Genomic DNA, 23,887 nt, shown 5'->3' with positions numbered 1-23,887 from the left:
AAAAAAAGGCATAAACAATTTCAAATTGTGTTTTACAATTTGAAGTATACATATGTTAAATGTTTGGTTGGATTATAATGTAAAAACTTAAAACACAATTAAGTTAATGTCTCTGTGTTCTAAATTAAACCAATCAGCAATTGGTTTGTTGGTTAAAATGCCGTGATAGAAGTAAATTCCGTTCTTTAATCCTTTGTTGCAACGAATAGCAGCTTCAATTCCGCCGTCTTCTGCAATTTGAATTAATATTGGAGAAATAATATTACTAATAGAAATACTCGCTGTTTTAGAATAACGAGAAGGAATATTCGGAACACAATAATGTATTACGTTACTTTTTATAAAAGTCGGATTTTCATGTGTAGTAATTTCTGAAGTTTCAAAACAACCACCAGTATCGATACTTACATCTACAATTACAGCACCTTTTTTCATATGATCAACCATAGATTCTGTAACTACAATTGGCGTTCTGTTTTTGCCACGAAGCGCACCAATAGCCACGTCGCAACGACGAATCGCTTTTAAAAGTGCTTTATCATGAATAGTTGAAGTAAAAATTCTTTGGTTCAATGTATTTTGTAATCGGCGTAATTTCGTAATAGAATTATCAAAAACTTTTACGTTGGCACCTAAACTTAAAGCAGTTCTTACGGCATATTCTGCCACAGTTCCAGCTCCTAAAATAACAACTTCGGTTGGTGGAACTCCAGTGATATTTCCAAAAAGCAACCCTTTTCCGTCATTATTATTAATCATTAATTCGGCAGCAATTAAAACCGATGCCGTTCCTGCAATTTCACTTAACGATTTCACAGCTGGATAAGAACCATCGCTATCTTTAATGAATTCGAAAGCTAATGAGGTAATTTTCTTTTTGGTAATGGCTTCGAAATATTCCTTTTTTTGAGTTTTTAATTGAATCGCTGAAATCAGAATCGCTTCCATATTCATCATATCAATTTCCTCCAAAGTTGGCGGTTCGACTTTTAAAATAATTGGGCAAGAAAATATTTTCTTCGTATCATGAGTGACTTCAGCTCCAGCGTCCGAATAATCTTTGTCTGAAAAACTGGCGTTTTTTCCTGCACCACATTCTACCATAACACGATGTCCATGGCTAACCAATGAACTTACAGCATCTGGAGTTAAACAAATACGACGTTCTTGGTAAGAAATCTCTTTTGGAATCCCAATAAATAATTCACTTTTGTGTTTGGCAATTTCCAATTTTTCTTCTTGTGGAAGTAATTGTTTGGCTGAAAATGGAGAATAGGTAGACATGGTTATTTCGAATTTGTAGCCAAATTAAGTAATTTTCTCAAATAAGACAAATGTAAAGACATAAAGTTCTTAAAGGTATTTAGAAAAATTAAAAAAATAAAAAACTGTGATTATCAGTTCAATCTGCTAAATCCGTGTATCTATCTAATCATTATTTAAAAGCAATTCTCTTTTTCCGTTTGGTAAGGTTCTAATTACAATCGATGCGTGATCTAAAGGTAACAAATGCGGCACTTTTTCTGGCCATTCAATAAAACACCAATTTCCAGAATAGAAATATTCGTCTATTCCCATATCGTAAGCTTCCATTTCATTATTTATTCGATATAAATCGAAATGATAAATCGTTTCGCCAGTTTTAGATTCATATTCGTTAACTAATGAAAAAGTAGGACTACTAGAATTTCCAGTAACACCTAATTCTTTGACTAATTCTTTAATTAAAGTCGTTTTTCCAACGCCCATTGTCGCGTGAAACGTAATTACTTTTTTTAAATTAGGTGTGGCTAATATGTCTTTGGCGACTTTATTTATTTCTTCTAAGGTAAAAGTTGCAGTCATTTTTTCTTTTATTTAATGGTGACTTCGATAGCCTCAGTCACCATTTATTAAGATTTTATTATTTCGGATTTAAAACTATACAAGGAATAATCATTTCTTCTAATGAAATTCCTCCATGTTGATACGTATTTCGGTAATAACTTACATAATGATTGAAATTATTAACGTAGGCTAAAAAGTAATCGCTTTTTGCAAAAATATATGAACTTGTCATATTTATTGCTGGTAAGCCAATTTTCTTAGGATCTTTTACAGCATAAACGTCTTTATCTTCGTAAGTTAAACTTCTTCCAGTTTTGTATCGTAAATTTAAACTTGTGTTTTTATCACCAATGACTTTCGATGGATTTTTACAATTAATTGTTCCGTGATCGGTTGTAATAATTAGTTTGAAACCCATTTGTTGTGCTTGTTGAATCATTTCTAACAAAGGCGAATTTTTAAACCAACTCAACGTTAAAGAACGATACGCTTTATCATTAGAAGCAAGTTCTTTCACTACATCCATTTCAGTTTTGGCATGCGATAACATGTCTACGAAATTGTACACAATTGTCGTTAAATCGTTGTTTTTACAAGCTTTAAAATTATCAACTAATTTTTTTCCATCACGTAAATTGGTGATTTTAAAGTATTCACTTTTAATATTTAAACCTAAACGTTTTAATTGTTCGTTTAAGAAATCGGCTTCATGTAAATTTTTTCCACCTTCTTCTGTATCATTTTTCCAATATTGTGGGAATTTCTTCTCCATTTCTAAAGGTAATAATCCTGAAAAAATAGCATTTCTAGCATACTGAGTCGCCGTTGGTAAAATAGAGTAGTAGTTGGCTTCTTTCTCCACTTTGTAATGATTAAATACAATGCTTTCAAAAATTTTCCATTGATCCAAACGTAAATTATCAATAACTACGAAAAGGATAGGTTTGTCTTTTTTACGAATTTCTGGTGCTACAAATTCACCAAATAATTTATGTGAAAGAATTGGTTTGTCTGCTTTTTCATCGAACCAATCTTCGTAATTACGTTCAATAAATTTTCCGAATTGTAAATTGGCTTCCGCTTTCTGACTTTCTAAAATCTGAATTAAATTTTGGTCTTCAATAGTTTCTAATTCAATTTCCCAATACACTAATTTTCTATAGAATTCCGCCCATTCGTCAAATGAATTCACCATCGACATTTCCATGGCAATTTTTCTGAATTCCTTCTGGTAATCTAAAGTTGTTTTTTCAGAAATTAAACGCGAATGGTCTAAGTTTTTCTTCAAACTCAACAAAATCTGATTTGGATTTACAGGTTTTATCAAATAATCGGCAATTTTACTACCGATAGCTTCTTCCATAATATATTCTTCCTCACTTTTTGTAATCATAATTACAGGTGTAGAAGATTTAAATTCTTTCATTTCCGAAAGCGTTTCTAATCCCGAAAGTCCTGGCATATTTTCATCTAAAAAAACCACATCAAAAGCGGTTTCTTTATATAAATCAATTGCATCTTGTCCGTTATTGCAGGTTGTTACGTCGTAATTTTTCTTTTCTAAGAATAAAATATGTGGCTTTAATAAGTCGATTTCATCATCAACCCAAAGTATTTTTATATTGTTCATCGTGTCTCTGTTTTAAAAGTGCAAGTTACTATATGTTTAACGTAATTTTTCTTAAAAATTGTGTAAAAAAATAAAAAGTTTTACGTTTGGAAGAAAAAAATAGTACAATCTGAGTATAAGATATTACTTCTTTCAATAAAGAACATGTTATGAGTGAAGACGGAATACTTTAATTTGTATTAATATCACCTTTTAGTCGTATTATAGTAACCTTTGAGTCGGCTTTAAGTCGCCTTTAAGTCGGCTTAGTAGATTTGAAAGATTATGAGATTTTTTCTAACGTAGAAATGACAAAGTTAGAAGTGTAAAGTTGTTTTACTACTAATAGAATTTTTCTTAAAAATTGTGTAAAAGTTTTATATTTGATGAAAGTTTGTGCTATGAAATTACTATTTCCATTATTATCAATTCTATTTTTTTCTTTTTGTTCTTGTAGTTCAACAAATGAATTTAATAGAAAGAGTAATCAAAAAGCTAAAGATTTAATGTCTATTCATTTGAAAAATATTAATTATTATGTTGATAATGATTCTACCACTGAATTAATTTCTGATATTAACGAATCTGTTGAGTTTTATGAATCCATTTCTTTAGTGAAATCATATAGAGAATATCAAATGGAAGAATTTGTAATGCCTTTAAAGTTTAATATTTCTGATTGGACAGAATTTTTTAACCTTTGTAAAGACAGTGTTTTTTTAGATAAAAACAAAGTAATTAAATTTAAAAATGCTAGGATTTATTTAGAAAAGAATCCAGTCGATTATTTGAATTTATTGATTATGGAATTAGATAATATGATTTTAAATAATAATCTACACGCTCAAGAATTTGCTTTTGATATTGAAAAATTAGAAACTGTGACAAAAATAAAACTTGATGATAATGATTTTGATTTTGAAGATTCTAAAAAATCTATGATTGCTTGGAAAAATTGGATGAAAGATAATTCTTCTAAACTTTATTGGAATAAAGGTACTCAAGAAGTAATCGTAAAATATTAATAATAGTTTTTTAACTTTTTCTTACATTTGTTACACAAAAACATATTCTGTGAGCCAAATCAATAAATTAAAAATACTCAACGATCCTATTTATGGTTTCATAACCATTCCAAATACTTTAATTTACGATTTAATTCAGCATCCGTATTTTCAGCGTTTGCGACGTATTTCTCAAATGGGCATGTCGTATTTGGTCTATCCAGGTGCGCATCATACTCGTTTTCATCACGCTTTAGGTTGTATGCATATTATGCAAAAAGCCGTGCAAACGCTTAAATTTAAAGGCGTAGAAATTTCAGATGAAGAAGAAAATGCTTTATATGTTGCGATTTTATTACACGATATCGGTCACGGTCCTTTTAGTCACGCTTTAGAAAATAGTGTGGTGGAAGAAGTGCATCACGAAGAATTATCGCTGTTGTTTATGCAACAATTAAACACCGAATTTGACGGAAAATTGTCATTAGCTATCCAAGTTTTTAAAGGAGAATACCATAGGAAATTCATGTTGCAATTGATTTCTAGTCAGTTAGATATGGATAGAATGGATTATCTAAAACGCGATAGTTTTTATACAGGTGTGAACGAAGGAAACGTAAATAGTGAACGTTTAATTCAAATGCTAAACGTGCAAGATGATGTTTTAGTAATGGAAGAAAAAGGAATCTATTCTATAGAAAAGTTCCTAATGGCGCGTCGATTAATGTATTGGCAAGCGTATTTGCATAAAACTAGCTTAGTTGCCGAATTGACTTTAACAAAAATCTTAAAACGCGCGAAAGAGTTGGCTACAAAAGGCGAAGTGCTTTTCGGAAGTCCGTTTTTATTATTTTTCTTAAATAATAAAATTGAATTGAATCAAATTGATAAAGCTACTTTAGATAAATTTTCTAATTTAGATGATTATGATGTGTTGGGTGCGATTAAACAATGGCAATATCATGACGATTTTGTGCTGAGTTCTTTAAGTAAAATGATCATCAATCGTAATCTACTAAAGATTGAATTAAGTGAAGATAAAATAGATAAAATCAAATGGTTAGATTTAAAAGAAAAGTATTCGAAACAATATAATCTTTCCGATAAAGAAGTAGAATATTTTGTATTTAAAGGAAAAATAAAAAACGAAGCTTACAGTAAATCTTCAGAGCCTATTCGTATCTTAAAAAAGGATAAAACGATTGAAACGGTAGTGGAAGCATCAGACCAAATGCATTTAAAAGCATTGTCTAAAACGGTGACTAAATATTTTATTTGTTATCCGAAAGTGATAGATTAAGGTTAATTTTTATATTTTTGCATACTTATGAAAAGGGCAAAAATTAGTTTTTGTTAATGAAATAGAGAAAATAAGGCGAGTTCCATTTTATTTAAGTGGTAATTTTAAGCAGATTAGATGAAATTTACAGCAGAACAAATAGCAGGCATTTTAGAAGGAGAAGTTATAGGAAATCCTAATGCTGAAGTATATAAATTATCTAAAATTGAAGAAGGAATTGAAGGTTCTTTGACTTTTTTAGCTAATCCAAAATATGTCAATTATATTTATTCAACACTAGCAACAATTGTTATTGTAAATAAAACTTTTGAGCCAGAACAAGAAGTAAAAGCCACTTTAATTAAGGTGGATGATGCTTATAAAGCTTTTTCAAAATTGTTAGAATATTACAATCAAGTAAAATTGATGAAGTCGGGAATAGAACAGCCTTCTGTGATATCTGAAGGTGTTCAATACGGTACGGATTTATATTTAGGAAGCTTTTGTTATTTAGGACAAAATGTTAAAATTGGCAATAATGTAAAAATATATCCAAATAGTTTCATTGGTGATAATGTGGTTATTGGAGATAATTGTGTTTTCTTTGCAGGCGTTCGAATTTATTCGGAAACTGAAATTGGAAATAACGTAACCATTCATTCCGGAACTATTATTGGCTCAGACGGTTTTGGTTTCGCACCACAAGAAGACGGAACGTATTCGAAAATTCCGCAAATTGGAAATGTAATTATAGAAGATAATGTAGAAGTAGGTTCGTGTTCAACAGTGGATAGAGCCACATTGGGTTCAACTTTTATTAGAAAAGGGGCTAAATTAGACAATCAAATACAAGTCGCACACAATGTTGAAATCGGCGAAAATACTGTAATTGCAGCGCAAACAGGTATTGCAGGTTCTACAAAAATTGGTAAAAACTGTATGATTGGTGGCCAAGTTGGTATTGCCGGACATTTAGTAATTGGCAACAATGTTAAAATTCAGGCACAATCAGGTATTGGTAAGAGTTTAAAAGATGGAGAAGTGGTTCAGGGAAGTCCAGCCTTTAATTATGGGGATTTCGCAAAATCTTTCGTGCATTTTAAAAACTTGCCAAAAATTGTAAAAGAATTAGAAGATTTAAAAAAAGGAATATGAATAAGTTAGGAATTGTTTTTGTTGCTTTGTTTTTTTTAGTTGCATGTACTGAAGAAAATGATATATCTGAAAATAATAGTCAAATAGATTTATTAACACCATACACTTTGGATCAGTATAAGCAAGTTTTTACAGATATTTCAGTAACTAATCAATCAGTTCTAGGAAATATTAAATTGGGATATTCTAATGGTAAGTTAGAAAAAAAAATAGGTTACGCATACATGCATAATGTTGTTAATGATAATTTGTATGATACAATATATCAAAACCTAGATAGAGTTTATATTGAAAAAAGAATAATTCCTTTTAATGGGTTTACTAGTGTTGCACCTGACAAAATTGAATATAAATTTAATCAAAATAGAAAAATAATTTATAAAGTTAAACATAATTTAAGTTTTAGTTTAGACGATAACGATACGATTCTTTATAGTTATTTAAATAATAAAATAAATAAATTAGAGACTAGGAGTAAATTAGCACTTTTTTATTATAATCGAAATAATAATTTAGATAGTATTTGTTATAAGCCTAAAATTTATGATGATAATTATATTACTTATACTATTGGAAATACATATGAAAAGGAAGTGTTTGAAGAATATGATAATAGTGAAAATCCATTCAAACAATTAACAATCTTTGAGGATATGTTTAAAAGATCACTTTCAAATAATAATTACAGAAAGCATACTGTTCTTAATGTTAATCCATATTACATAAAATACCAATCAAGCATAATTTTACAATATAATTCAGAAGGAAAATTAATTTATAAATAATCATGTTAAAACAAACGACTTTAAAAAGCGAAATTTCATTAACAGGTGTAGGATTACATACTGGTCAGGAAGTAACAATGACTTTTAAACCAGCACCAGTAAATAATGGTTTTACATTTGTACGAATCGATTTAGAAGGTGCTCCAATTATTGAAGCTGATGCCAATTATGTAGTAAATACTCAACGCGGAACTAATTTAGAGAAGTTAGGTGTAATGATTCAAACTCCTGAGCATGTATTAGCTGCTTTAGTTGGTTGTGATTTAGACAATGTAATTATCGAATTAAATTCATCAGAGTTACCAATTATGGATGGTTCTTCAAAATATTTTGTGGAAGCATTAGAAAAAATTGGAACAATAGAGCAAGAAGCAGAAAGAAAAGTATACGTTGTAAAAGACGTTATTTCTTATTTAGATGAAGCTACAGGAAGTGAAATTACAATTATTCCAAGTGATACTTACTGTGTAACAGCAATGGTAGATTTTGGTACGAAAGTATTAGGAACTCAAAATGCTAATATGAAAAGTATTTCTGATTTTAAATCGGAAATATCAGCTTGTAGAACGTTTAGTTTTTTACATGAATTAGAAGCACTTTTAAATAATGGTTTAATTAAAGGAGGCGATTTAAATAACGCAATTGTATATGTAGACAAAGAAATTTCTTCAGAAACAATGACAAGTTTAAAGAAAGCTTTCAATAAAGAATCTATTTCTGTTACAGAAAACGGAATTTTAGATAATTTGACGTTGCATTTTCCGAACGAAGCCGCTCGTCATAAATTATTAGATATTGTGGGTGATTTATCTTTAATTGGAACAAGAATTCAAGGTAAAGTGATTGCTAATAAACCAGGTCATTTTGTAAATACTCAATTTGCGAAAAAATTATCAAAAATTATTAAACTAGAAGAGAAAAACAACATTCCAGTTTACGATTTACATAAAGAACCCGTTTTAGATATTCACGGAATTATGGATTTGTTACCACACAGACCACCATTCTTATTAGTAGATAAAATTTTAGAATTATCGGATACGCATGTAGTTGGATTGAAAAATGTTACTATGAATGAACCTTTCTTCGTAGGGCATTTCCCTGGAGCGCCAGTTATGCCAGGTGTTTTACAAGTTGAAGCTATGGCACAAACAGGAGGAATCTTAATTTTAAGTACGGTTCCAGATCCAGAAAATTACCTTACATTTTTTATGAAAATAGACAATGTAAAATTCAAACAAAAAGTTTTACCAGGAGATACCTTAGTTTTTAAATGTGAATTGATTACTCCAATTAGAAGAGGAATTTGTCACATGCAAGCCTATGCATATGCGAACGGGAAATTAGTTTCAGAAGCAGAATTAATGGCACAAATTGTAAAAGTTAAAAACGATTAATTATGAACCAACCCTTAGCATACGTACATCCGGGAGCAAAAATTGCAAGAAATGTAGTTATCGATCCTTTTACAACCATTCATAATAATGTAGAAATTGGCGAAGGAACTTGGATTGGTTCTAACGTAACTATTATGGAAGGCGCTCGTATTGGTAAAAATTGTAATATTTTTCCAGGAGCAGTAATTTCTGCCGTACCACAAGATTTAAAATTCGGTGGAGAAGATTCATTAGCTGTAATTGGCGATAATACTACAATTAGAGAATGTGTTACCATAAATAGAGGTACAGTTGCGTCAGGAAAAACAGTAATTGGTAAAAACTGTTTAATTATGGCAACAGCACATATTGCTCACGATTGTGTTATTGGAGATAATGCAATTATTGTTAATGGTGTCGCTTTAGCCGGACACGTTACTATTGGCGAATATGCTGTTATTGGTGGTTTAGCCGCTGTGCATCAGTTTATTTCAATTGGAGATCACGCAATGGTTTCTGGTGGAAGTTTAGTTCGTAAAGATGTACCACCTTTTTCTAAAGCAGCAAAAGAACCTTTATCTTATGTAGGAATCAACTCAGTTGGATTAAGAAGAAGAGGTTTTTCTACTGAAAAAATTAGACAAATTCAAGATATTTACCGAATCTTATACCAAAAAAATTACAATACTTCTCAAGCAATGAGTATTATTGAAGCAGAAATGGAAGCCACTCCAGAAAGAGATGAAATTTTAGATTTTATCAGAAATTCTTCTCGTGGTATCATGAAAGGTTATACTGGAAGCGTATAAATTATTAAAAACATAAAATTAAAACAAACAAAATGGCAAGTACATCAGATATTAGAAATGGTTTATGTATAAAATTTAACCACGATATTTATAAAATTATTGAATTTTTACACGTTAAACCAGGAAAAGGTCCAGCGTTTGTGAGAACCAAATTAAGATCATTAACTAATGGGAAAGTGTTAGATAATACTTTTTCAGCGGGTCATAAAATTGATGTGGTAAGAGTGGAAACTCAAACCTACCAATTTTTATATCCTGAAGGAAATGATTTTCACTTTATGAATATCGAATCTTTTGAACAAATTACGTTGAATAAAAACATTTTAGATGCACCAGATTTATTAAAAGAAGGTACAAATGTAATGGTTCAAATTAATACGGAAACAGATTTACCTTTATCAGTAGATATGCCAGCATCTATTATTTTAGAAGTTACTTATACGGAACCAGGTTTGAAAGGAAATACAGCTACTAACGCTACAAAACCTGCAACTGTTGAAACTGGAGCAACTATAAATGTACCTTTATTTATTAATGAAGGTGATAAAATTAAAATTGATACAACCTCTAGTTCTTATATGGAACGTGTAAAAGAGTAATTGAAATAAATGAAATTTAACAAAACATACACCTTAAAACAAATTGCTGAAATCATCAATTCTAAGTATATTGGAACTGATGATTTTCCAGTTCATGGTATGAATGAAATTCATGTGGTGGAACCTGGTGATATTGTTTTTGTAGATCATCCTAAATATTACGATAAAGCCTTGCAATCTGCCGCTACAATTGTTCTTATTAATAAAGAAGTTGATTGTCCAGAAGGAAAAGCTTTGTTGATTTCTGATGATCCGTTCAGAGATTTTAATGTGTTAACCAAACATTTCAGACCTTTTCAATTTTCAAATGTTTCTATTTCAGATTCAGCAAAAATCGGAGAAGGCACTTTAATTCAACCGAATTGTTTCGTTGGACATAACGTTCAAATCGGAAAAAATTGCCTAATTCATTCAAATGTTTCTATTTACGATAATACCTTAATTGGTGATAACGTAATTATTCATGCTGGAACTATTTTAGGAGCCGATGCTTTTTATTACAAAAAGCGTCCTGATGGTTTTGATCAATTGCTTTCTGGTGGGCGAGTAGTGATTGAAAATAATGTTGGAATTGGAGCACTTTGTACGATTGACAAAGGCGTTACAGGTGATACAACAATTGGTGAAGGAACTAAAATTGACAATCAAGTTCATGTTGGACACGATACTGTAATCGGTAAAAAATGCTTAATCGCTTCTCAAACCGGAATTGCAGGTTGTGTAATAATTGAAGACGAAGTAACGCTTTGGGGACAAGTTGGTACAACTAGCGGAATTACCATTGGTGCAAAAGCAGTAATTATGGGACAAACCGGAGTAACAAAATCTGTTGAAGGTGGAAAATCGTATTTTGGAACTCCAATTGAAGAATCTAGAGAAAAATTAAAACAACTGGCAAATATTAAACGTATTCCTGAAATCATTGAAAAACTAAAATAATGACTCCAAAAGAAATTGTACAAGAATTATATGCTAATGATGGTTTAAGAAATAGAGATTTTTTAAATGAAGTACTTCATGAAAATATCCTTTTAGAATGGCACAGTTCTGAAGGTTTGCTAGTTAAAGATAAAAATTCGTTATTAGAATTAGCTACTGAGTTAAAAAACAACTTCTCTATTTTTAGCTCTGAAATTTTACATTTAGCAGCTGAAAATAATTTAGTGTCTATTGCATTTAATCATTTTGGAGCCAGTATTGAAAATCAAAAAGATTTGATTTTGATTGGACGATTTATGGCTATTTGGGAATTTGAAAATGATAAAATCATTAAAGGATACCAAATTAGCAAACCTATCTAAAAAAAAGTAAAAAAAAATTAATTTATTACTGGCAAAAAACTTATTTTTGCTCAACTTTTAAAAAACAAATAACATCATGAGTGTTTTAGTAAATAAAAATTCAAAAATTATAGTTCAAGGATTTACAGGAAGTGAAGGAACTTTTCACGCTTCTCAAATGATTGAATATGGTACAAACGTAGTTGGTGGAGTTACTCCAGGTAAAGGTGGTACTTTACATTTAGACAGACCCGTTTTCAATACAGTAAAAGATGCTGTAAAAGAAGCTGGTGCTGATACTTCAATTATTTTTGTTCCGCCAGCATTTGCTGCAGATGCTATTATGGAAGCTGCCGATGCAGGTATTAAAGTAATTATTTGTATTACTGAGGGAATTCCAGTTGCAGATATGATCAAAGCGTACGACTTTATCCAAGGTAAAGAGTGTCGTTTAGTTGGTCCTAACTGTCCAGGTGTTATTACTCCAGGTGAAGCTAAAGTTGGTATTATGCCAGGTTTCGTTTTCAAAAAAGGAAACGTAGGTATTGTTTCTAAATCAGGAACTTTAACTTATGAAGCAGCTGACCAAGTTGTAAAACAAGGTTTAGGTATCACTACTGCTATTGGTATTGGTGGAGATCCAATTATCGGAACTACTACAAAACAAGCAGTTGAATTATTAATGAATGATCCTGAAACAGAATGTATCATTATGATTGGTGAAATTGGTGGTCAATTAGAAGCTGATGCTGCGCATTGGATTAAAGCTGACGGTAACCGTAAACCGGTTGTTGGTTTTATCGCTGGAGAAACTGCTCCAAAAGGTAGAACAATGGGTCACGCAGGTGCAATTGTTGGTGGTGCAGATGATACTGCAGAAGCTAAAAAACGCATCATGAGAGAATGTGGTATTCACGTAGTAGATTCTCCAGCAGAAATTGGTAAAAAAGTTAAAGAAATTATGGGATAATATCCTGTATTTAAAATACATAGTAATAAAAGCTCCTTTTTATGGAGCTTTTATTACTATGTATTAATCAAGTTCACAGAGTTCTTTTAATACTTTGTGGCAAATCAAATAAAAATGGAAAAAGAATTAAAAAAATACAAATCAACAAATAGTTTCTTATTTAATACAGATTTAAATTTAGAAGAAGTTTGTAACGCTCCAGACGGCGCAAGTGGTGTTTTCTTAGTGTACGATACAACTAACGAAGCAAAAGAACTAATCATGGTTGGTTCAACTGGAACAGTACAAAACGACGGAACTTTAAAAGTAAAAAGTGGTGGTTTGTACGATAAAATCGTAAACGGACACCAATTTGCTAAAACAGGAAGAAAATATTCTTGGCCAGCACAAATGAAAAAAGAAGAAATTGAATCTTTAGAAGTTGTTTGGTATGAAACTTTTACAGAAAAAGTAAAAGGTATTCCAACATTTGTAGAAGCTACAGTTTTACAAAGTTATTTAACTGAAAATGGTACACTTCCAAAATGGAATGTTGCTTTCTAAGTAATAAATAGATATAAAAAATCCCGCTCTAAAATAATTGGAGCGGGATTTTTGTTTTTAATTAAAAGGGGTCGACCATTTTGTATTCGTGTAAACATCATTTCCAGAAAGGGTTTTTAAAAACGCAATTACTGCATTTACTTCTGTAGCATTTAAGTTCAATTGTTGTCCAAATCCGCCTGGTGTTAATCTTGGATCTAAATTGGTGTTTCCTGGTGCAATTGTAATCGTACCATAATGTCCAATAGCAGTTTGAAGTGATGTAATAACTCCAGTGTGCATTATTTGTCCATTTAAAGTACCGTCTACTTTTACTAAATCTCGTAAAGAAGGAGCTCTAGTATTCGTAATATCAATTCCAATACCTGAAATAGTTCCAATTATGCCGTTGTTTCTAGTATTGGGATCAATATCAAATTCAGGAGCTCTATGACAACCTGCACAACCAATTCCGCCTCCAGTTCGCACACCAGATGCATTAAAAGTAGGAGGAGTTAAAAATAAATTTTTACCTTGATTTTCTTGAGCTGTAAAATTAGCAAAATTCACACCGTCATTTGGAGTACTTGCTCTTCCTACGTCATATTTAGAATCAAAAGATTGTATACTTCTTATGAATTCTGCCAATGCAAATTGTATTTTAGTTTCTGTAATTTCTTCGGAACCATAAACAAATTTGAATAATTCTTTATAATAATCAACTGCAGATAACTTAATAATCAAATCATTAAAAGATAAATCTCCAACAGTTCCACTAAATCCCATTTCACCATGATCTTTAATTGGCATCGTAGTTTGAATTTCTAAACTTGTAGCACGTTCATCCCAAAAGAATTTCGATTCAGTAGCAAATCGAGTATTAATCAATCGCATTGAATGTCTTCCAGTTGTTCCGTTTATTCCTGTGCTGGCAACAACATTATCACCAAAAGCCACTTCTTGTTTATGGCAACTTGAACAAGAAATAGTGTTATTTGCCGACATTTTTTTGTCATAAAATAATACTCTTCCTAAAGTAGCGCCTTTATCTGAAATTGTATTTAATCCGCTATTGTCTTTTGTAATATAACTAGGAACAGTTTGATTAGCATAATTTGCTAAATTGTTCAAATCTATAGAACTACCAAATTCTGCTTCAACCGCAGGATAAGTTGCTGTAATTTCAGTATAAGTTTCTTCATTAGTATTATTACAAGAAGATAATGTAACAATAAGTACGCAGAAGTGTAAAATTTTGGTTAGTTTCATAAAAGTAAGTTTAGGTTGGTAAGGTTTAGACTAACAAAAAACAAAAAGGTTTAATGGTAAAGATGTTTTTTATTACTTTAAATTATTATTATATTTGGCTTCAATAAAAAGTACATTATTTAAATATAATTATAATATGAAATTATTAGAAGGAAAAGTTGCCATTATTACAGGAGCAAGTAGAGGAATTGGAAGTGGAATTGCAAAAGTATTTGCACAAAACGGAGCAAATGTTGCATTTACTTATAGTTCATCTGCAGAATCAGCATTAGCTTTAGAAAATGAATTAAACGCTTTAGGTATTAAGTCTAAAGGATATAAATCAAACGCTGCTGATTTCAACGAAGCTCAAAAACTAGTTGATGATGTAATGGCTGATTTTGGAAATATCGATATTTTAATCAACAATGCTGGAATTACAAAAGATAATTTATTAATGCGTATGTCTGAAGAAGATTTTGATGCCGTAATGAATATCAACTTAAAATCTGTTTTCAATATGACTAAAGCAGTACAAAAAATCATGCTTAAAAACCGTAAAGGTTCTATCGTAAACATGAGTTCTGTAGTTGGAGTTAAAGGAAATGCAGGTCAAGCAAATTACGCGGCTTCTAAAGCTGGTATGATTGGTTTTACAAAATCTATCGCATTAGAATTAGGTTCTCGTAACATTCGTTGCAACGCTATCGCTCCAGGTTTCATTGAAACTGAAATGACTGCAAAATTAAACGAAGATGTAGTTAAAGGTTGGAGAGAATCTATTCCTTTAAAACGTGGTGGAACTCCAGAAGACGTAGCTAATGTTTGTGTGTTTTTAAGTTCTGATATGAGTGCTTATGTTACTGGACAAGTGATTAACGTTGATGGTGGAATGTTGACTTAGGATTGTAAAAAAGGTTTAAAAGTTTATATGGTTAAAGGTTTAAAAGGTTTTGTGTTGAAAAATTGTAAATATTAAATTACAATGAGAATATTTAGTTTTGAAAAGTTAATTGCTTGGCAAAAAGGTAGGGAATTAGCAATTTTGATTTATAAAACAACTAAAAATTTTCCAAAAGATGAAATATTTGGTTTAACCAGTCAAATGAGACGTTGTTCCATTTCAATTGCATCAAATTTAGCAGAAGGCTCAGGAAGAAGTTCTATGAAAGATAAAGCCAGGTTTTCTGAAATTGCTTATAGTTCATCACTTGAGTTGTTAAATCAAGTGATATTAAGTTACGATTTTGAGTATATCGATGAAAATCAATATATTCAAATTAGAGAAAAAATTACAGAAGTAAATATGCTAATCGATGGCTTATATAAGTCACAAGTTTCAGCTATAAAATAATTTTCACACAATCCATATCCACAATACCTTTTAAACTTTTAACCATATAAACTCATAAACTAAATAAATGATAACAAGCACAATCCTATTAATTCTACTTTCAGTAATTATTTCTGGAGCTGTTGCCTTTTATCAATACTTATTTAAAGCCGATAACCAAAACAAAACAAATTGGTTATTGGCTTTTTTGCGTTTTATTTCAGTGTTTTCTTTACTTTTATTACTAATTAATCCAGTAATTTCAAGAAAAACGATTGAAACGAATAAAATCCCTTTAGCTATTGTTGCAGATAATTCTCGTTCTATATCCGAATTAAAAGCCAATGATGTAGAAAAGGAAGTATTTGAAAAATTAACTTCCAATTCAGCATTAAAAGAGAAATTCGAAATTCAAACGTATTCTTTTGATGAAGAGTTTTTTGCTGGTAAACCATTAGATTTCAAAGGAAATCAATCGAATATCGATAATGTTGCTACGAATTTAAAGCAATTAAATAAAAACGCTTATTATCCGGTAGTTTTATTAACAGATGGAAATCAGACTATTGGAAACGATTATGTGTATAGTTTTCAAGAAACCGCAAATATATTTCCAGTTGTTTTAGGTGATACAACCACGACATTCGATTTAAAAATCAATCAGCTTAACGCGAATAAATACGCCTTTTTAAAGAATAAATTTCCGGTAGAAGTGTTCTTGCAATATAATGGAAGCAAAGCTATTTCGGCTAATTTCTCTATTGAAAAGAATGGTAAGAAAATATCAAGTCAAGCTATTAATTTCGATAAAAAAAATAAAGTACAATCGGTACAAATTTTATTAGAAGCAGATAGAGTAGGATTGCAAAAATATAAAGCAGTAATTTCATCTGCAACGAAAGAAAAAAATAGTTATAATAATGTAAAAAATTTCGCTGTTGAAGTAATTGATCAACGTAAAGAAATTGCCATCATTTCAGATATTTCTCATCCTGATTTAGGTACTTTAAAGCGCGCAATTGAATCTAACGCACAACGTAAAGTAACTTTACTTAAAACGAATTCAATCAGCGATTTAAAAAGATATAATTTATTAATTTTATACCAACCAACTGCTTCTTTTAGAAAAGTTTTTGATGCGAATAAAAACCTTAGAATTAATACATTTATTATAACCGGAATGTCTACTGATTTCAATTTATTAAATCAAATGCAATCCGATTTAGACTTCAAATTAACCAATAAAAAAGAAGATTTTACTTCTTCATTTGTTACAGGATTTAATCTTTTTTCACAAAATGATATTCAGTTTGCGCAATTGCCACCGTTAGAAAATCCTTTCGGAAAAATTACTGAAAAAGGAAGTCTAAATACATTATTAACAGCTAAAGTAAACGGAATTGATGTTGGAAATCCAATCTTAACTTTTTCAGAAAAAGGAAATACTAGAAGTGCTTATTTGTTAGGAGAAAATTCTTGGAAATGGCGCATGGAAAGCCATGTTATCAATCAATCTTATGAGAAATATGACCAGTTTATTGATAAGATAATTCAATATTTATCAACAAATTCCGCAAAAAAATCACTTTTAGTAGAACATGAAAGTTTTTATAATTCTGGTGAAACGATCGAAATTTTCGCGCAATATTTCAATAAAAGCTATGAATTGGAAGAAAACGCCAATCTTTCTATCAACCTAACGAATAAAAATACGAAGTCGACAAAAAACTACAATTTCTCTAAAGCTAATAATGGCTATCAAGCTATTTTTGACGGTTTAGAACCTGGAAATTATGCGTTTCAAGTTAAAGAATCAAGCAGTAATGCAAGTTATAACGGAACTTTTGAAGTGTTAGATTTCGATGTAGAAAAACAATTTGTAAATCCAGATGTTTCGAAATTACAACAATTAGCGAATCAAAATAAAGGTGAAGTCATTCATCCAAATCAAATTGATAAGTTAATTCAAAAATTACTTAAAAAAGAAACGTATTTACCTGTAGAAAAGTCACTTGTAAAAAATTCACCACTTATCGATTGGATTATTTTGTTAATCATTTTAGCTGTTTCTTTAGCTTCAGAATGGTTTATTAGAAAATTTAACGGTTTGTTATAACTATTTATCCTGTTTTTTGTTAAATTTGTAGCAATGAAAAAGTATATTACTTTATTTCTAATTTTTATTTATATGTTTTCAATGACTGAATTGCATCAGATTTTGAAAGCACCATTGCTTGTGGAACATTATTATGAACACAATGATAAAAAAGAAATATCTGTGCTTACTTTTTTAGAAATGCACTATTTAAACGGAAATGTAAAAGATGCAGATTTTGAAAAGGATATGAAGTTACCTTTCAAAAATTTTCAAGACAATCATCCAAATGTGGTTCTAAGCATACCAGAAACTACTAATTATTTCAATTTTATCGTTTTTTCAGCTTCAGAACATAAGCCTTTTCGTTTTGAAAATCAAGTAAATACATCCAATTTTCTTTCTTCTATTTGGCAACCGCCGAAAACTATTTTATCGTAATAAATTTTAGTCAACTTTTATAGTTGATGATTTCATTATTCATAAAATAAAAATATTCTCATGTTAAATAAAATAATTGAGTTTTCTGTAAAGAATAAACTCATCATTGCGTTATTTACTTTTGCTTTAATAGTATTTGGTATTTACAACGTACAGAAATTGCCTATTGACGCCGTTCCGGACATTACTAACAATCAAGTTCAAGTCATTACAATTGCACCTTCTTTTGGAGCAACAGATATTGAACGCTTAGTAACTTTTCCAATAGAACAAGTCAATAACAACATTCCTGGATTAAAAGAAATTAGAAGTTTCTCAAGATTCGGATTGTCATTAGTTACGATAGTTTTTGATGACGATACAGATATTTATTGGGCACGCCAACAAGTTTCCGAAAGGTTACAACAAGTCCAAAGTCAACTCCCAAAAGGAATGGGAACACCTGAATTAGGCCCAGTTTCCACAGGTTTAGGAGAAATTTATCAATATGTAGTGCGCCCAGAAAAAGGCTACGAAAAAAAATTCGATGCTACAGAATTAAGAACCATACAAGATTGGATTATAAAAAGACAATTATCTGGTGTAAAAGGTGTGGCCGAAGTCAGTAGTTTTGGAGGAAAACTAAAACAATTAGAAATTAGTATTCAACCCAGCAAGCTAAAAGCTCATGGTATAACCATAAATGACGTTTTTGATGCTTTAGAAAGTAATAATCAAAATACAGGTGGAAGTTATATCGAAAAGAACGAAACAGCCTTATTCATTAGAACAGAAGGTTTACTGCAATCTAAAGAAGATATTGAAAACATCGCGCTTACTTCAAAAACAGGAACTCCTTTGTTTTTAAAAGATATTGCGGAAATTAAAAACGGATACGCCACTCGCTACGGAGCAATGTGTTATAACGATCAAGGTGAAGTTTCTGGTGCTATTGTGATGATGTTAAAAGGAGCTAACAGTAGCGAAGTTATCAAAAATGTAAAAGAAAGAATTGCGCAAATTCAAAAAACGTTACCAAAGGGAGTCATCATTGAACCTTTTTTAGATCGAACCAAAATGGTAAATAACGCCATCGGAACGGTTGAAAAAAACTTAATTGAAGGGGCATTAATCGTAATTTTTGTATTGGTTTTGTTCTTAGGAAATTTCAGAGCCGGACTTTTAGTAGCTTCAGTAATTCCATTAGCGATGCTTTTTGCGATTATTATGATGAATCTATTCGGCGTAAGCGGAAATTTAATGAGTTTAGGCGCGTTAGATTTCGGTTTAATTGTGGATGGTGCCGTAATTATTGTCGAAGCCGTCATACATCAAATTTATTCGCATCATAAAAAGGAAAATGCCATTGCCTTAACGCAAGAAAATGTAAATCATGAAGTGGAATCCTCTTCTAAAAAAATGATGAACAGTGCCGTTTTCGGACAAATTATCATTTTAATTGTGTATTTACCCATCTTTTCCTTAGATGGAATCGAAGGTAAAATGTTCAAACCAATGGCTCAAACAGTTGCTTTTGCTTTAATTGGCGCATTTATTTTATCGTTGACTTACATTCCAATGATGAGTTCTATTGTGTTGAAAAACTTAAAACACAATCCAAATAATTTCTCTGAAAGAATGATGGCGTATTTGGAAAATATCTACCAAAAACGATTAGTTCAAGCCATTAACAACAAAAGAAAAATCATTATTTCAACAGTTGTTGTGTTTTTTGCTTCGATTGTAGTGATGTCATTTTTAGGTGGAGAATTTATTCCAGCTTTAGAAGAAGGTGATTTCGCAGTCGATACTAGAGTTTTAACAGGAAGTAATTTAAATACGACAATGGCTTCCACACAAAAAGCCGCTAAAATCTTAAAAGACAGATTTCCAGAAGTTGAAAAAGTAGTGACTAAAATCGGTAGTGGTGAAGTGCCAACCGACCCAATGCCAATGGAAGCCAGCGATATGATGGTGATTCTGAAAGATAAAAGCGAATGGACATCAGCTTCAACTTTCAATGAATTATCCGAAAAAATGAGCGAGGCTTTAAAAGATGTTCCTGGAATTACAGCCGGATTTCAATATCCTGTTCAAATGCGCTTTAACGAATTAATGACAGGTGCACGACAAGATGTGGTTTGTAAAATATTCGGAGAGAATTTAGATACACTTTCTATTTATGCTAGTAAAGTCGGAAAAATTGTAAAGACAATTCAAGGCACAAAAGATTTATACGAAGAACCAATTGGTGGAATGCCACAGGTAGTAATCAACTACAAACGTCCAATAATGGCACAATATGGTTTAAGTGTAAATGAAATCAATAGAGTAGTGAATACCGCTTTTGCGGGTCAAACTGCAGGTTTGCTTTTTGAAGGTGAAAAACGATTTGATTTAGTTGTGAAATTAAACAATTCAGAGAAAAAAGACTTAATTGACATCGAAAATCTATTAATTCCAACCAAAACAGGAACAACTATTCCGCTTTATGTTTTAGCTGATGTTAAAATTATTAGCGGTCCAAATCAAATTCAACGGGAAGATGCGAAAAGAAGAATTGTTGTAGGATTCAATGCCGATAGAGATGTACAAAGTTTAGTGGGCGAATTAGAAAAAGAAATCAACGCCAAAATTAAATTTCCTCCAGGTTATTATATCACTTACGGTGGAAGTTTCGAAAACCTAAATGCTGCAAAAGACAGATTGATGATTGCGGTTCCAATTTCTTTGCTTTTGATCTTTTTGATGTTGTATTTTGCTTTCAAATCGGTTAAACAAGCTTTGTTAATTTATACGGCAATTCCATTATCTACGATTGGTGGAATCTTATTTTTAGCCGCTCGCGGAATGCCTTTTAGTATAAGTGCTGGAATCGGATTTATCGCCCTTTTTGGTGTCGCCGTTTTAAACGGTATTGTGCTTATTGCCGAATTTAATTCGCAAAAAGCTAGCGGAAACACTGATACAATCAAAGTTATTATGAATGGAACTAAAAAACGATTACGACCAATTTTAATGACAGCATTCGTAGCTTCATTAGGATTCTTACCAATGGCAATCAGCAATGGTTCTGGAGCAGAAGTACAACGTCCGTTAGCCACTGTAGTAATTGGTGGTTTACTAATTGCAACTTTTTTAACCTTGTTTATTTTACCAATTTTATACTTGGTATTCGAACAAAAATCAGAAATCAAAATGAATAAAAATGCAATTGTTACGGTTTTACTTTTATTAGGAACTGCGACTTCGTTTTCACAAAATAAAATGACATTAGAACAAGCTTTAAATATCGGAATTTCAAATAATATTCAATTGAAAACCGAAAAACAAAAAGTGGAAGCAGCCAAAGTTTTAATTCGTTCTGCAAATGAAGTGCCGAGTTTAAACTTAGTTGGAGAAATCGGACAGTTAAACAGTGCATATACTGATAACAGATTTGGGATTTCTCAAAATATCAGTTTTCCATTTATCAACGCTAAGAAAAAAGAATGGTTTCAAAAACAAGCTGAAATGGCTCAAATGAACTATAAATTTTCTGAAAATGCCATAAAAAAAGAAATTACACAAGCTTTTTACGATTTAGTGGTGGTTTCAGAAAAAGAAAAAGTAACAAAACAAACAGATTCTATTTTCGCAGCTTTTATTCAGAAAGCCAATTTGCGATTGAAATATGGTGAAAGTAACGCTTTAGAAAAAAGTTCAGCCGAATTGTATATGGTAAAGATTAAAAATCAAGTCAAATTAATTCAGGAAGAAAAATTCAGAGTGGTAGCTCAATTGCAATATTTATTACAAATAACAGAACCAATCGAACCAATTTATAAATCTGCCAAAATTGAGAATTTGCCTTCACAAGATTTTGTTTCGAATAATGTAGCGTTGCAAATGTTAGCATTAGAAAAACAAGCCAATACTTCAGTTTTGAAAATTGAAAAATCGGCTTTAATTCCAGATGTTGCTGTCGGATATTTTAGTACAACGATGCAAGGAAATGGCGCTGACAATAATTTTTATGGGAAAAACGACCGATTTCAATCTTTTCAATTGAGTTTAGGAATTCCTGTTTTTAATTCGGCCAACAAAGCTCGACAAAAAGCAATTCAAATGAACGAAACCATTTTAACCGATAAAACAACGATGCAACAACAAGAATTGCAAAAAATATGGAATACCTATGCTGTGAAACAGGCCAATAACCAAGAAGTTTTGTCTTATTATGAAACAGTTGTTTTACCAAATACCAATTCAATTATAGCGAATGCGAACAAGCAAATTTTAAATGGAGATATTAATTTTATGGAATGGTCGTGGACAATGAACCAAGCGCTTGAAGCAAAATCAGATTATTTCGATAAAATTCAATCGTATAATAACAATATCATCCAAATCTTGTATTTCAATTAAAATTTAAATCGAAACAAATGAAAAATATATATTTAATACTGATTGTAGCGCTTACAATAGCTTGTCAGTCGAAAAAAGAAGAAACAGCAACAGAAACTGCTGTTAAAGAAAATGTAGTGGAATTGACTAAAAATCAATTAGATAATTCGAAAATTAAAATCGGAAGTTTAACGAATACTTCGCTTTCAAGTACGATAAAAGTAAATGGTAAAATTACTTTAGCGCCAAATGCAATGGCCAGTGTGAGTATGCCACTTGGCGGATATATTAAAAATATCAAAGTAATGCCAGGAATGGTAATTGGAAAAGGGCAAGTTTTGGCGGTTATTGAAGATCAATCTTATGTTCAAATTCAACAAGATTATTTAACTACGAAGCAACAATTGGCTTATGCTTCAAAAGATTTTGCTCGTCAGAAAGAATTAAATTCTTCGCAAGCGGTTAGTGAAAAAAATTACCAATTAGCGGAAAGTGAATTCGCCAAACAAAAAATCACTTTAAAATCGTTAGAGGAAAAATTGAAGTTAATTCATATCAATCCAGCATCATTATCTGCGAATACGATTTCAAAATCGGTAAATATTTATGCGCCAATTTCTGGAATGGTTACAAAAATTGATGTGAATATTGGAAAATATGTGAATGCAACAGACATGTTATTTCAAATTATGGATAACCAAAGCATGTATGCGAAACTAAACGTGTTTGAAAAAGACGCGGCGAATTTAGCCATCGGACAAAAAATTAAAGTCTACACGAATACACAACCAGATGTTTTTTACGAAACTAAAATTGAGTTTGTAAACAAAAGTTATTCGGATGAAAATGCTATTGAAGTGTATGCGAAAATTTCCAATACAACTAAAAGATTAATTCCAGGAAATTACATCAACGCTAGTATTCAAGCAGATAATAACAATGCGTTTGTTTTAAGTAACGATGCGATTGTAGATTTTGAAGATAAGAAATTCGTTTTCGTACAAGATGCTAATAAAAAGTCTTTTTCTATGCAAGAAGTGCAAATCGGAATTGTAACGGATAAAGTTTCAGAAATTAGAAACTATGAATCGTTACAAAATAAAAACCTAGTAATTAGTGATGCGTATACGTTATTAATGGTTTTAAAGAATAAAGAAGAATAATTTCTTTAGATTAGAATTGACATAAAA

21 protein-coding genes are annotated in these 23,887 nt (G+C 30.9%); 17 read left to right on the top strand and 4 right to left on the bottom strand.

The annotated features are described in order from the left end of the window. Positions 1–87 precede the first annotated feature (87 nt). The 3 genes from UEQ13_RS02740 to porX form a co-directional block, all read right to left on the bottom strand. Complete coding sequence (locus UEQ13_RS02740) at positions 88–1,284, bottom strand: alanine dehydrogenase (RefSeq protein ID WP_329804867.1); 1,197 nt, start codon at positions 1,282–1,284, stop codon at positions 88–90. A gap of 144 nt (positions 1,285–1,428) precedes the next feature. Then, positions 1,429–1,845: a tRNA (adenosine(37)-N6)-threonylcarbamoyltransferase complex ATPase subunit type 1 TsaE gene (tsaE, locus tag UEQ13_RS02735; protein ID WP_329804866.1), complete on the bottom strand. Its 417-nt coding sequence runs from the start codon at positions 1,843–1,845 to the stop codon at positions 1,429–1,431. 58 nt (positions 1,846–1,903) lie between these two features. Beyond that, positions 1,904–3,457 carry a T9SS response regulator signal transducer PorX gene (gene porX / locus UEQ13_RS02730; protein WP_329804865.1) on the bottom strand — a complete coding sequence of 518 codons (1,554 nt, stop codon included), beginning with the start codon at positions 3,455–3,457 and terminating at the stop codon, positions 1,904–1,906. 380 nt (positions 3,458–3,837) lie between these two features. Here porX and UEQ13_RS02725 point away from each other — a divergent pair, with 380 nt between their 5' ends. The 11 genes from UEQ13_RS02725 (at position 3,838) to UEQ13_RS02675 (ending at position 13,236) form a co-directional block, all read left to right on the top strand. Further along, positions 3,838–4,461 (top strand): hypothetical protein, encoded by a 624-nt coding sequence (locus UEQ13_RS02725; RefSeq protein WP_329804864.1) that lies wholly within the window; start codon positions 3,838–3,840, stop codon positions 4,459–4,461. A gap of 49 nt (positions 4,462–4,510) precedes the next feature. Further along, complete coding sequence (locus UEQ13_RS02720; protein WP_329804863.1) at positions 4,511–5,740, top strand: HD domain-containing protein; 1,230 nt, start codon at positions 4,511–4,513, stop codon at positions 5,738–5,740. Between the two features lie 117 nt (positions 5,741–5,857). Further along, positions 5,858–6,874: a UDP-3-O-(3-hydroxymyristoyl)glucosamine N-acyltransferase gene (lpxD, locus tag UEQ13_RS02715; RefSeq protein WP_329804862.1), complete on the top strand. Its 1,017-nt coding sequence runs from the start codon at positions 5,858–5,860 to the stop codon at positions 6,872–6,874. Continuing rightward, on the top strand, positions 6,871–7,659 hold the full coding sequence (locus tag UEQ13_RS02710) for a hypothetical protein (RefSeq protein ID WP_329804861.1): 789 nt from the start codon (positions 6,871–6,873) through the stop codon (positions 7,657–7,659). The genes lpxD and UEQ13_RS02710 overlap by 4 nt, the downstream gene beginning before the upstream one ends. A 2-nt stretch (positions 7,660–7,661) precedes the next feature. Further along, on the top strand, positions 7,662–9,056 hold the full coding sequence (locus UEQ13_RS02705) for a bifunctional UDP-3-O-[3-hydroxymyristoyl] N-acetylglucosamine deacetylase/3-hydroxyacyl-ACP dehydratase (protein WP_329804860.1): 1,395 nt from the start codon (positions 7,662–7,664) through the stop codon (positions 9,054–9,056). A gap of 2 nt (positions 9,057–9,058) precedes the next feature. Continuing rightward, positions 9,059–9,844: an acyl-ACP--UDP-N-acetylglucosamine O-acyltransferase gene (lpxA, locus tag UEQ13_RS02700; RefSeq protein ID WP_329804859.1), complete on the top strand. Its 786-nt coding sequence runs from the start codon at positions 9,059–9,061 to the stop codon at positions 9,842–9,844. Between the two features lie 32 nt (positions 9,845–9,876). Beyond that, positions 9,877–10,443, top strand: a complete 567-nt coding sequence (gene efp / locus UEQ13_RS02695; RefSeq protein WP_166125385.1) for an elongation factor P — start codon at positions 9,877–9,879, stop codon at positions 10,441–10,443. Between the two features lie 9 nt (positions 10,444–10,452). Beyond that, positions 10,453–11,382 carry a UDP-3-O-(3-hydroxymyristoyl)glucosamine N-acyltransferase gene (locus UEQ13_RS02690; RefSeq protein WP_329804857.1) on the top strand — a complete coding sequence of 310 codons (930 nt, stop codon included), beginning with the start codon at positions 10,453–10,455 and terminating at the stop codon, positions 11,380–11,382. After that, entirely contained in the window at positions 11,382–11,744 is a 363-nt protein-coding gene (locus UEQ13_RS02685; RefSeq protein ID WP_329804856.1) for a nuclear transport factor 2-like protein, read from the top strand. The genes UEQ13_RS02690 and UEQ13_RS02685 overlap by 1 nt, the downstream gene beginning before the upstream one ends. 76 nt (positions 11,745–11,820) lie before the next feature. Continuing rightward, a complete protein-coding gene (gene sucD, locus UEQ13_RS02680) occupies positions 11,821–12,693 on the top strand; it encodes a succinate--CoA ligase subunit alpha (protein ID WP_329804855.1) in 873 nt (290 codons plus the stop codon). A gap of 114 nt (positions 12,694–12,807) precedes the next feature. Next, positions 12,808–13,236, top strand: a complete 429-nt coding sequence (locus UEQ13_RS02675) for a hypothetical protein (protein WP_329804854.1) — start codon at positions 12,808–12,810, stop codon at positions 13,234–13,236. Positions 13,237–13,293: 57 nt separating this feature from the next. On the opposite strand, the gene UEQ13_RS02670 is transcribed toward UEQ13_RS02675, so the two are convergent. Next, positions 13,294–14,484, bottom strand: a complete 1,191-nt coding sequence (locus UEQ13_RS02670) for a cytochrome-c peroxidase (protein WP_329804853.1) — start codon at positions 14,482–14,484, stop codon at positions 13,294–13,296. A gap of 136 nt (positions 14,485–14,620) precedes the next feature. Here UEQ13_RS02670 and fabG point away from each other — a divergent pair, with 136 nt between their 5' ends. From fabG to UEQ13_RS02640, 6 genes are all read left to right on the top strand, one after another. Continuing rightward, positions 14,621–15,367, top strand: coding sequence for a 3-oxoacyl-[acyl-carrier-protein] reductase (gene fabG, locus UEQ13_RS02665; RefSeq protein WP_166077196.1), 747 nt, complete (start codon positions 14,621–14,623; stop codon positions 15,365–15,367). Positions 15,368–15,448: 81 nt separating this feature from the next. Next, a complete protein-coding gene (locus UEQ13_RS02660; RefSeq protein ID WP_329804852.1) occupies positions 15,449–15,817 on the top strand; it encodes a four helix bundle protein in 369 nt (122 codons plus the stop codon). Positions 15,818–15,884: 67 nt separating this feature from the next. After that, positions 15,885–17,912, top strand: a complete 2,028-nt coding sequence (locus tag UEQ13_RS02655) for a hypothetical protein (protein ID WP_329804851.1) — start codon at positions 15,885–15,887, stop codon at positions 17,910–17,912. 33 nt (positions 17,913–17,945) lie between these two features. Then, complete coding sequence (locus UEQ13_RS02650; RefSeq protein WP_329804850.1) at positions 17,946–18,332, top strand: hypothetical protein; 387 nt, start codon at positions 17,946–17,948, stop codon at positions 18,330–18,332. Positions 18,333–18,392: 60 nt separating this feature from the next. Next, positions 18,393–22,718 carry a CusA/CzcA family heavy metal efflux RND transporter gene (locus UEQ13_RS02645; RefSeq protein WP_329804849.1) on the top strand — a complete coding sequence of 1,442 codons (4,326 nt, stop codon included), beginning with the start codon at positions 18,393–18,395 and terminating at the stop codon, positions 22,716–22,718. A 17-nt stretch (positions 22,719–22,735) separates the two neighbouring features. Further along, positions 22,736–23,860, top strand: coding sequence for an efflux RND transporter periplasmic adaptor subunit (locus tag UEQ13_RS02640; protein WP_329804848.1), 1,125 nt, complete (start codon positions 22,736–22,738; stop codon positions 23,858–23,860). Positions 23,861–23,887 lie beyond the last annotated feature (27 nt).

Source organism: Flavobacterium facile, assembly GCF_036321945.1.
Taxonomy (GTDB): domain Bacteria; phylum Bacteroidota; class Bacteroidia; order Flavobacteriales; family Flavobacteriaceae; genus Flavobacterium; species Flavobacterium facile.
The sequence above is the reverse complement of the archived record's forward strand: the minus strand, read 5'-3'. Positions and strand labels throughout refer to the sequence as shown.

Coding starts and splice junctions, on each gene's coding strand:
- UEQ13_RS02640 (WP_329804848.1), top strand. CDS start 22,736: ATGAAAAATATATATTTAATACTGATTGTAGCGCTTACAATAGCTTGT.
- UEQ13_RS02670 (WP_329804853.1), bottom strand. CDS start 14,484: ATGAAACTAACCAAAATTTTACACTTCTGCGTACTTATTGTTACATTA.
- UEQ13_RS02705 (WP_329804860.1), top strand. CDS start 7,662: ATGTTAAAACAAACGACTTTAAAAAGCGAAATTTCATTAACAGGTGTA.
- UEQ13_RS02740 (WP_329804867.1), bottom strand. CDS start 1,284: ATGTCTACCTATTCTCCATTTTCAGCCAAACAATTACTTCCACAAGAA.
- UEQ13_RS02725 (WP_329804864.1), top strand. CDS start 3,838: ATGAAATTACTATTTCCATTATTATCAATTCTATTTTTTTCTTTTTGT.
- UEQ13_RS02655 (WP_329804851.1), top strand. CDS start 15,885: ATGATAACAAGCACAATCCTATTAATTCTACTTTCAGTAATTATTTCT.
- UEQ13_RS02650 (WP_329804850.1), top strand. CDS start 17,946: ATGAAAAAGTATATTACTTTATTTCTAATTTTTATTTATATGTTTTCA.
- tsaE (WP_329804866.1), bottom strand. CDS start 1,845: ATGACTGCAACTTTTACCTTAGAAGAAATAAATAAAGTCGCCAAAGAC.
- UEQ13_RS02645 (WP_329804849.1), top strand. CDS start 18,393: ATGTTAAATAAAATAATTGAGTTTTCTGTAAAGAATAAACTCATCATT.
- sucD (WP_329804855.1), top strand. CDS start 11,821: ATGAGTGTTTTAGTAAATAAAAATTCAAAAATTATAGTTCAAGGATTT.
- UEQ13_RS02685 (WP_329804856.1), top strand. CDS start 11,382: ATGACTCCAAAAGAAATTGTACAAGAATTATATGCTAATGATGGTTTA.
- UEQ13_RS02675 (WP_329804854.1), top strand. CDS start 12,808: ATGGAAAAAGAATTAAAAAAATACAAATCAACAAATAGTTTCTTATTT.
- fabG (WP_166077196.1), top strand. CDS start 14,621: ATGAAATTATTAGAAGGAAAAGTTGCCATTATTACAGGAGCAAGTAGA.
- porX (WP_329804865.1), bottom strand. CDS start 3,457: ATGAACAATATAAAAATACTTTGGGTTGATGATGAAATCGACTTATTA.
- lpxD (WP_329804862.1), top strand. CDS start 5,858: ATGAAATTTACAGCAGAACAAATAGCAGGCATTTTAGAAGGAGAAGTT.
- UEQ13_RS02660 (WP_329804852.1), top strand. CDS start 15,449: ATGAGAATATTTAGTTTTGAAAAGTTAATTGCTTGGCAAAAAGGTAGG.
- lpxA (WP_329804859.1), top strand. CDS start 9,059: ATGAACCAACCCTTAGCATACGTACATCCGGGAGCAAAAATTGCAAGA.
- UEQ13_RS02710 (WP_329804861.1), top strand. CDS start 6,871: ATGAATAAGTTAGGAATTGTTTTTGTTGCTTTGTTTTTTTTAGTTGCA.
- UEQ13_RS02690 (WP_329804857.1), top strand. CDS start 10,453: ATGAAATTTAACAAAACATACACCTTAAAACAAATTGCTGAAATCATC.
- efp (WP_166125385.1), top strand. CDS start 9,877: ATGGCAAGTACATCAGATATTAGAAATGGTTTATGTATAAAATTTAAC.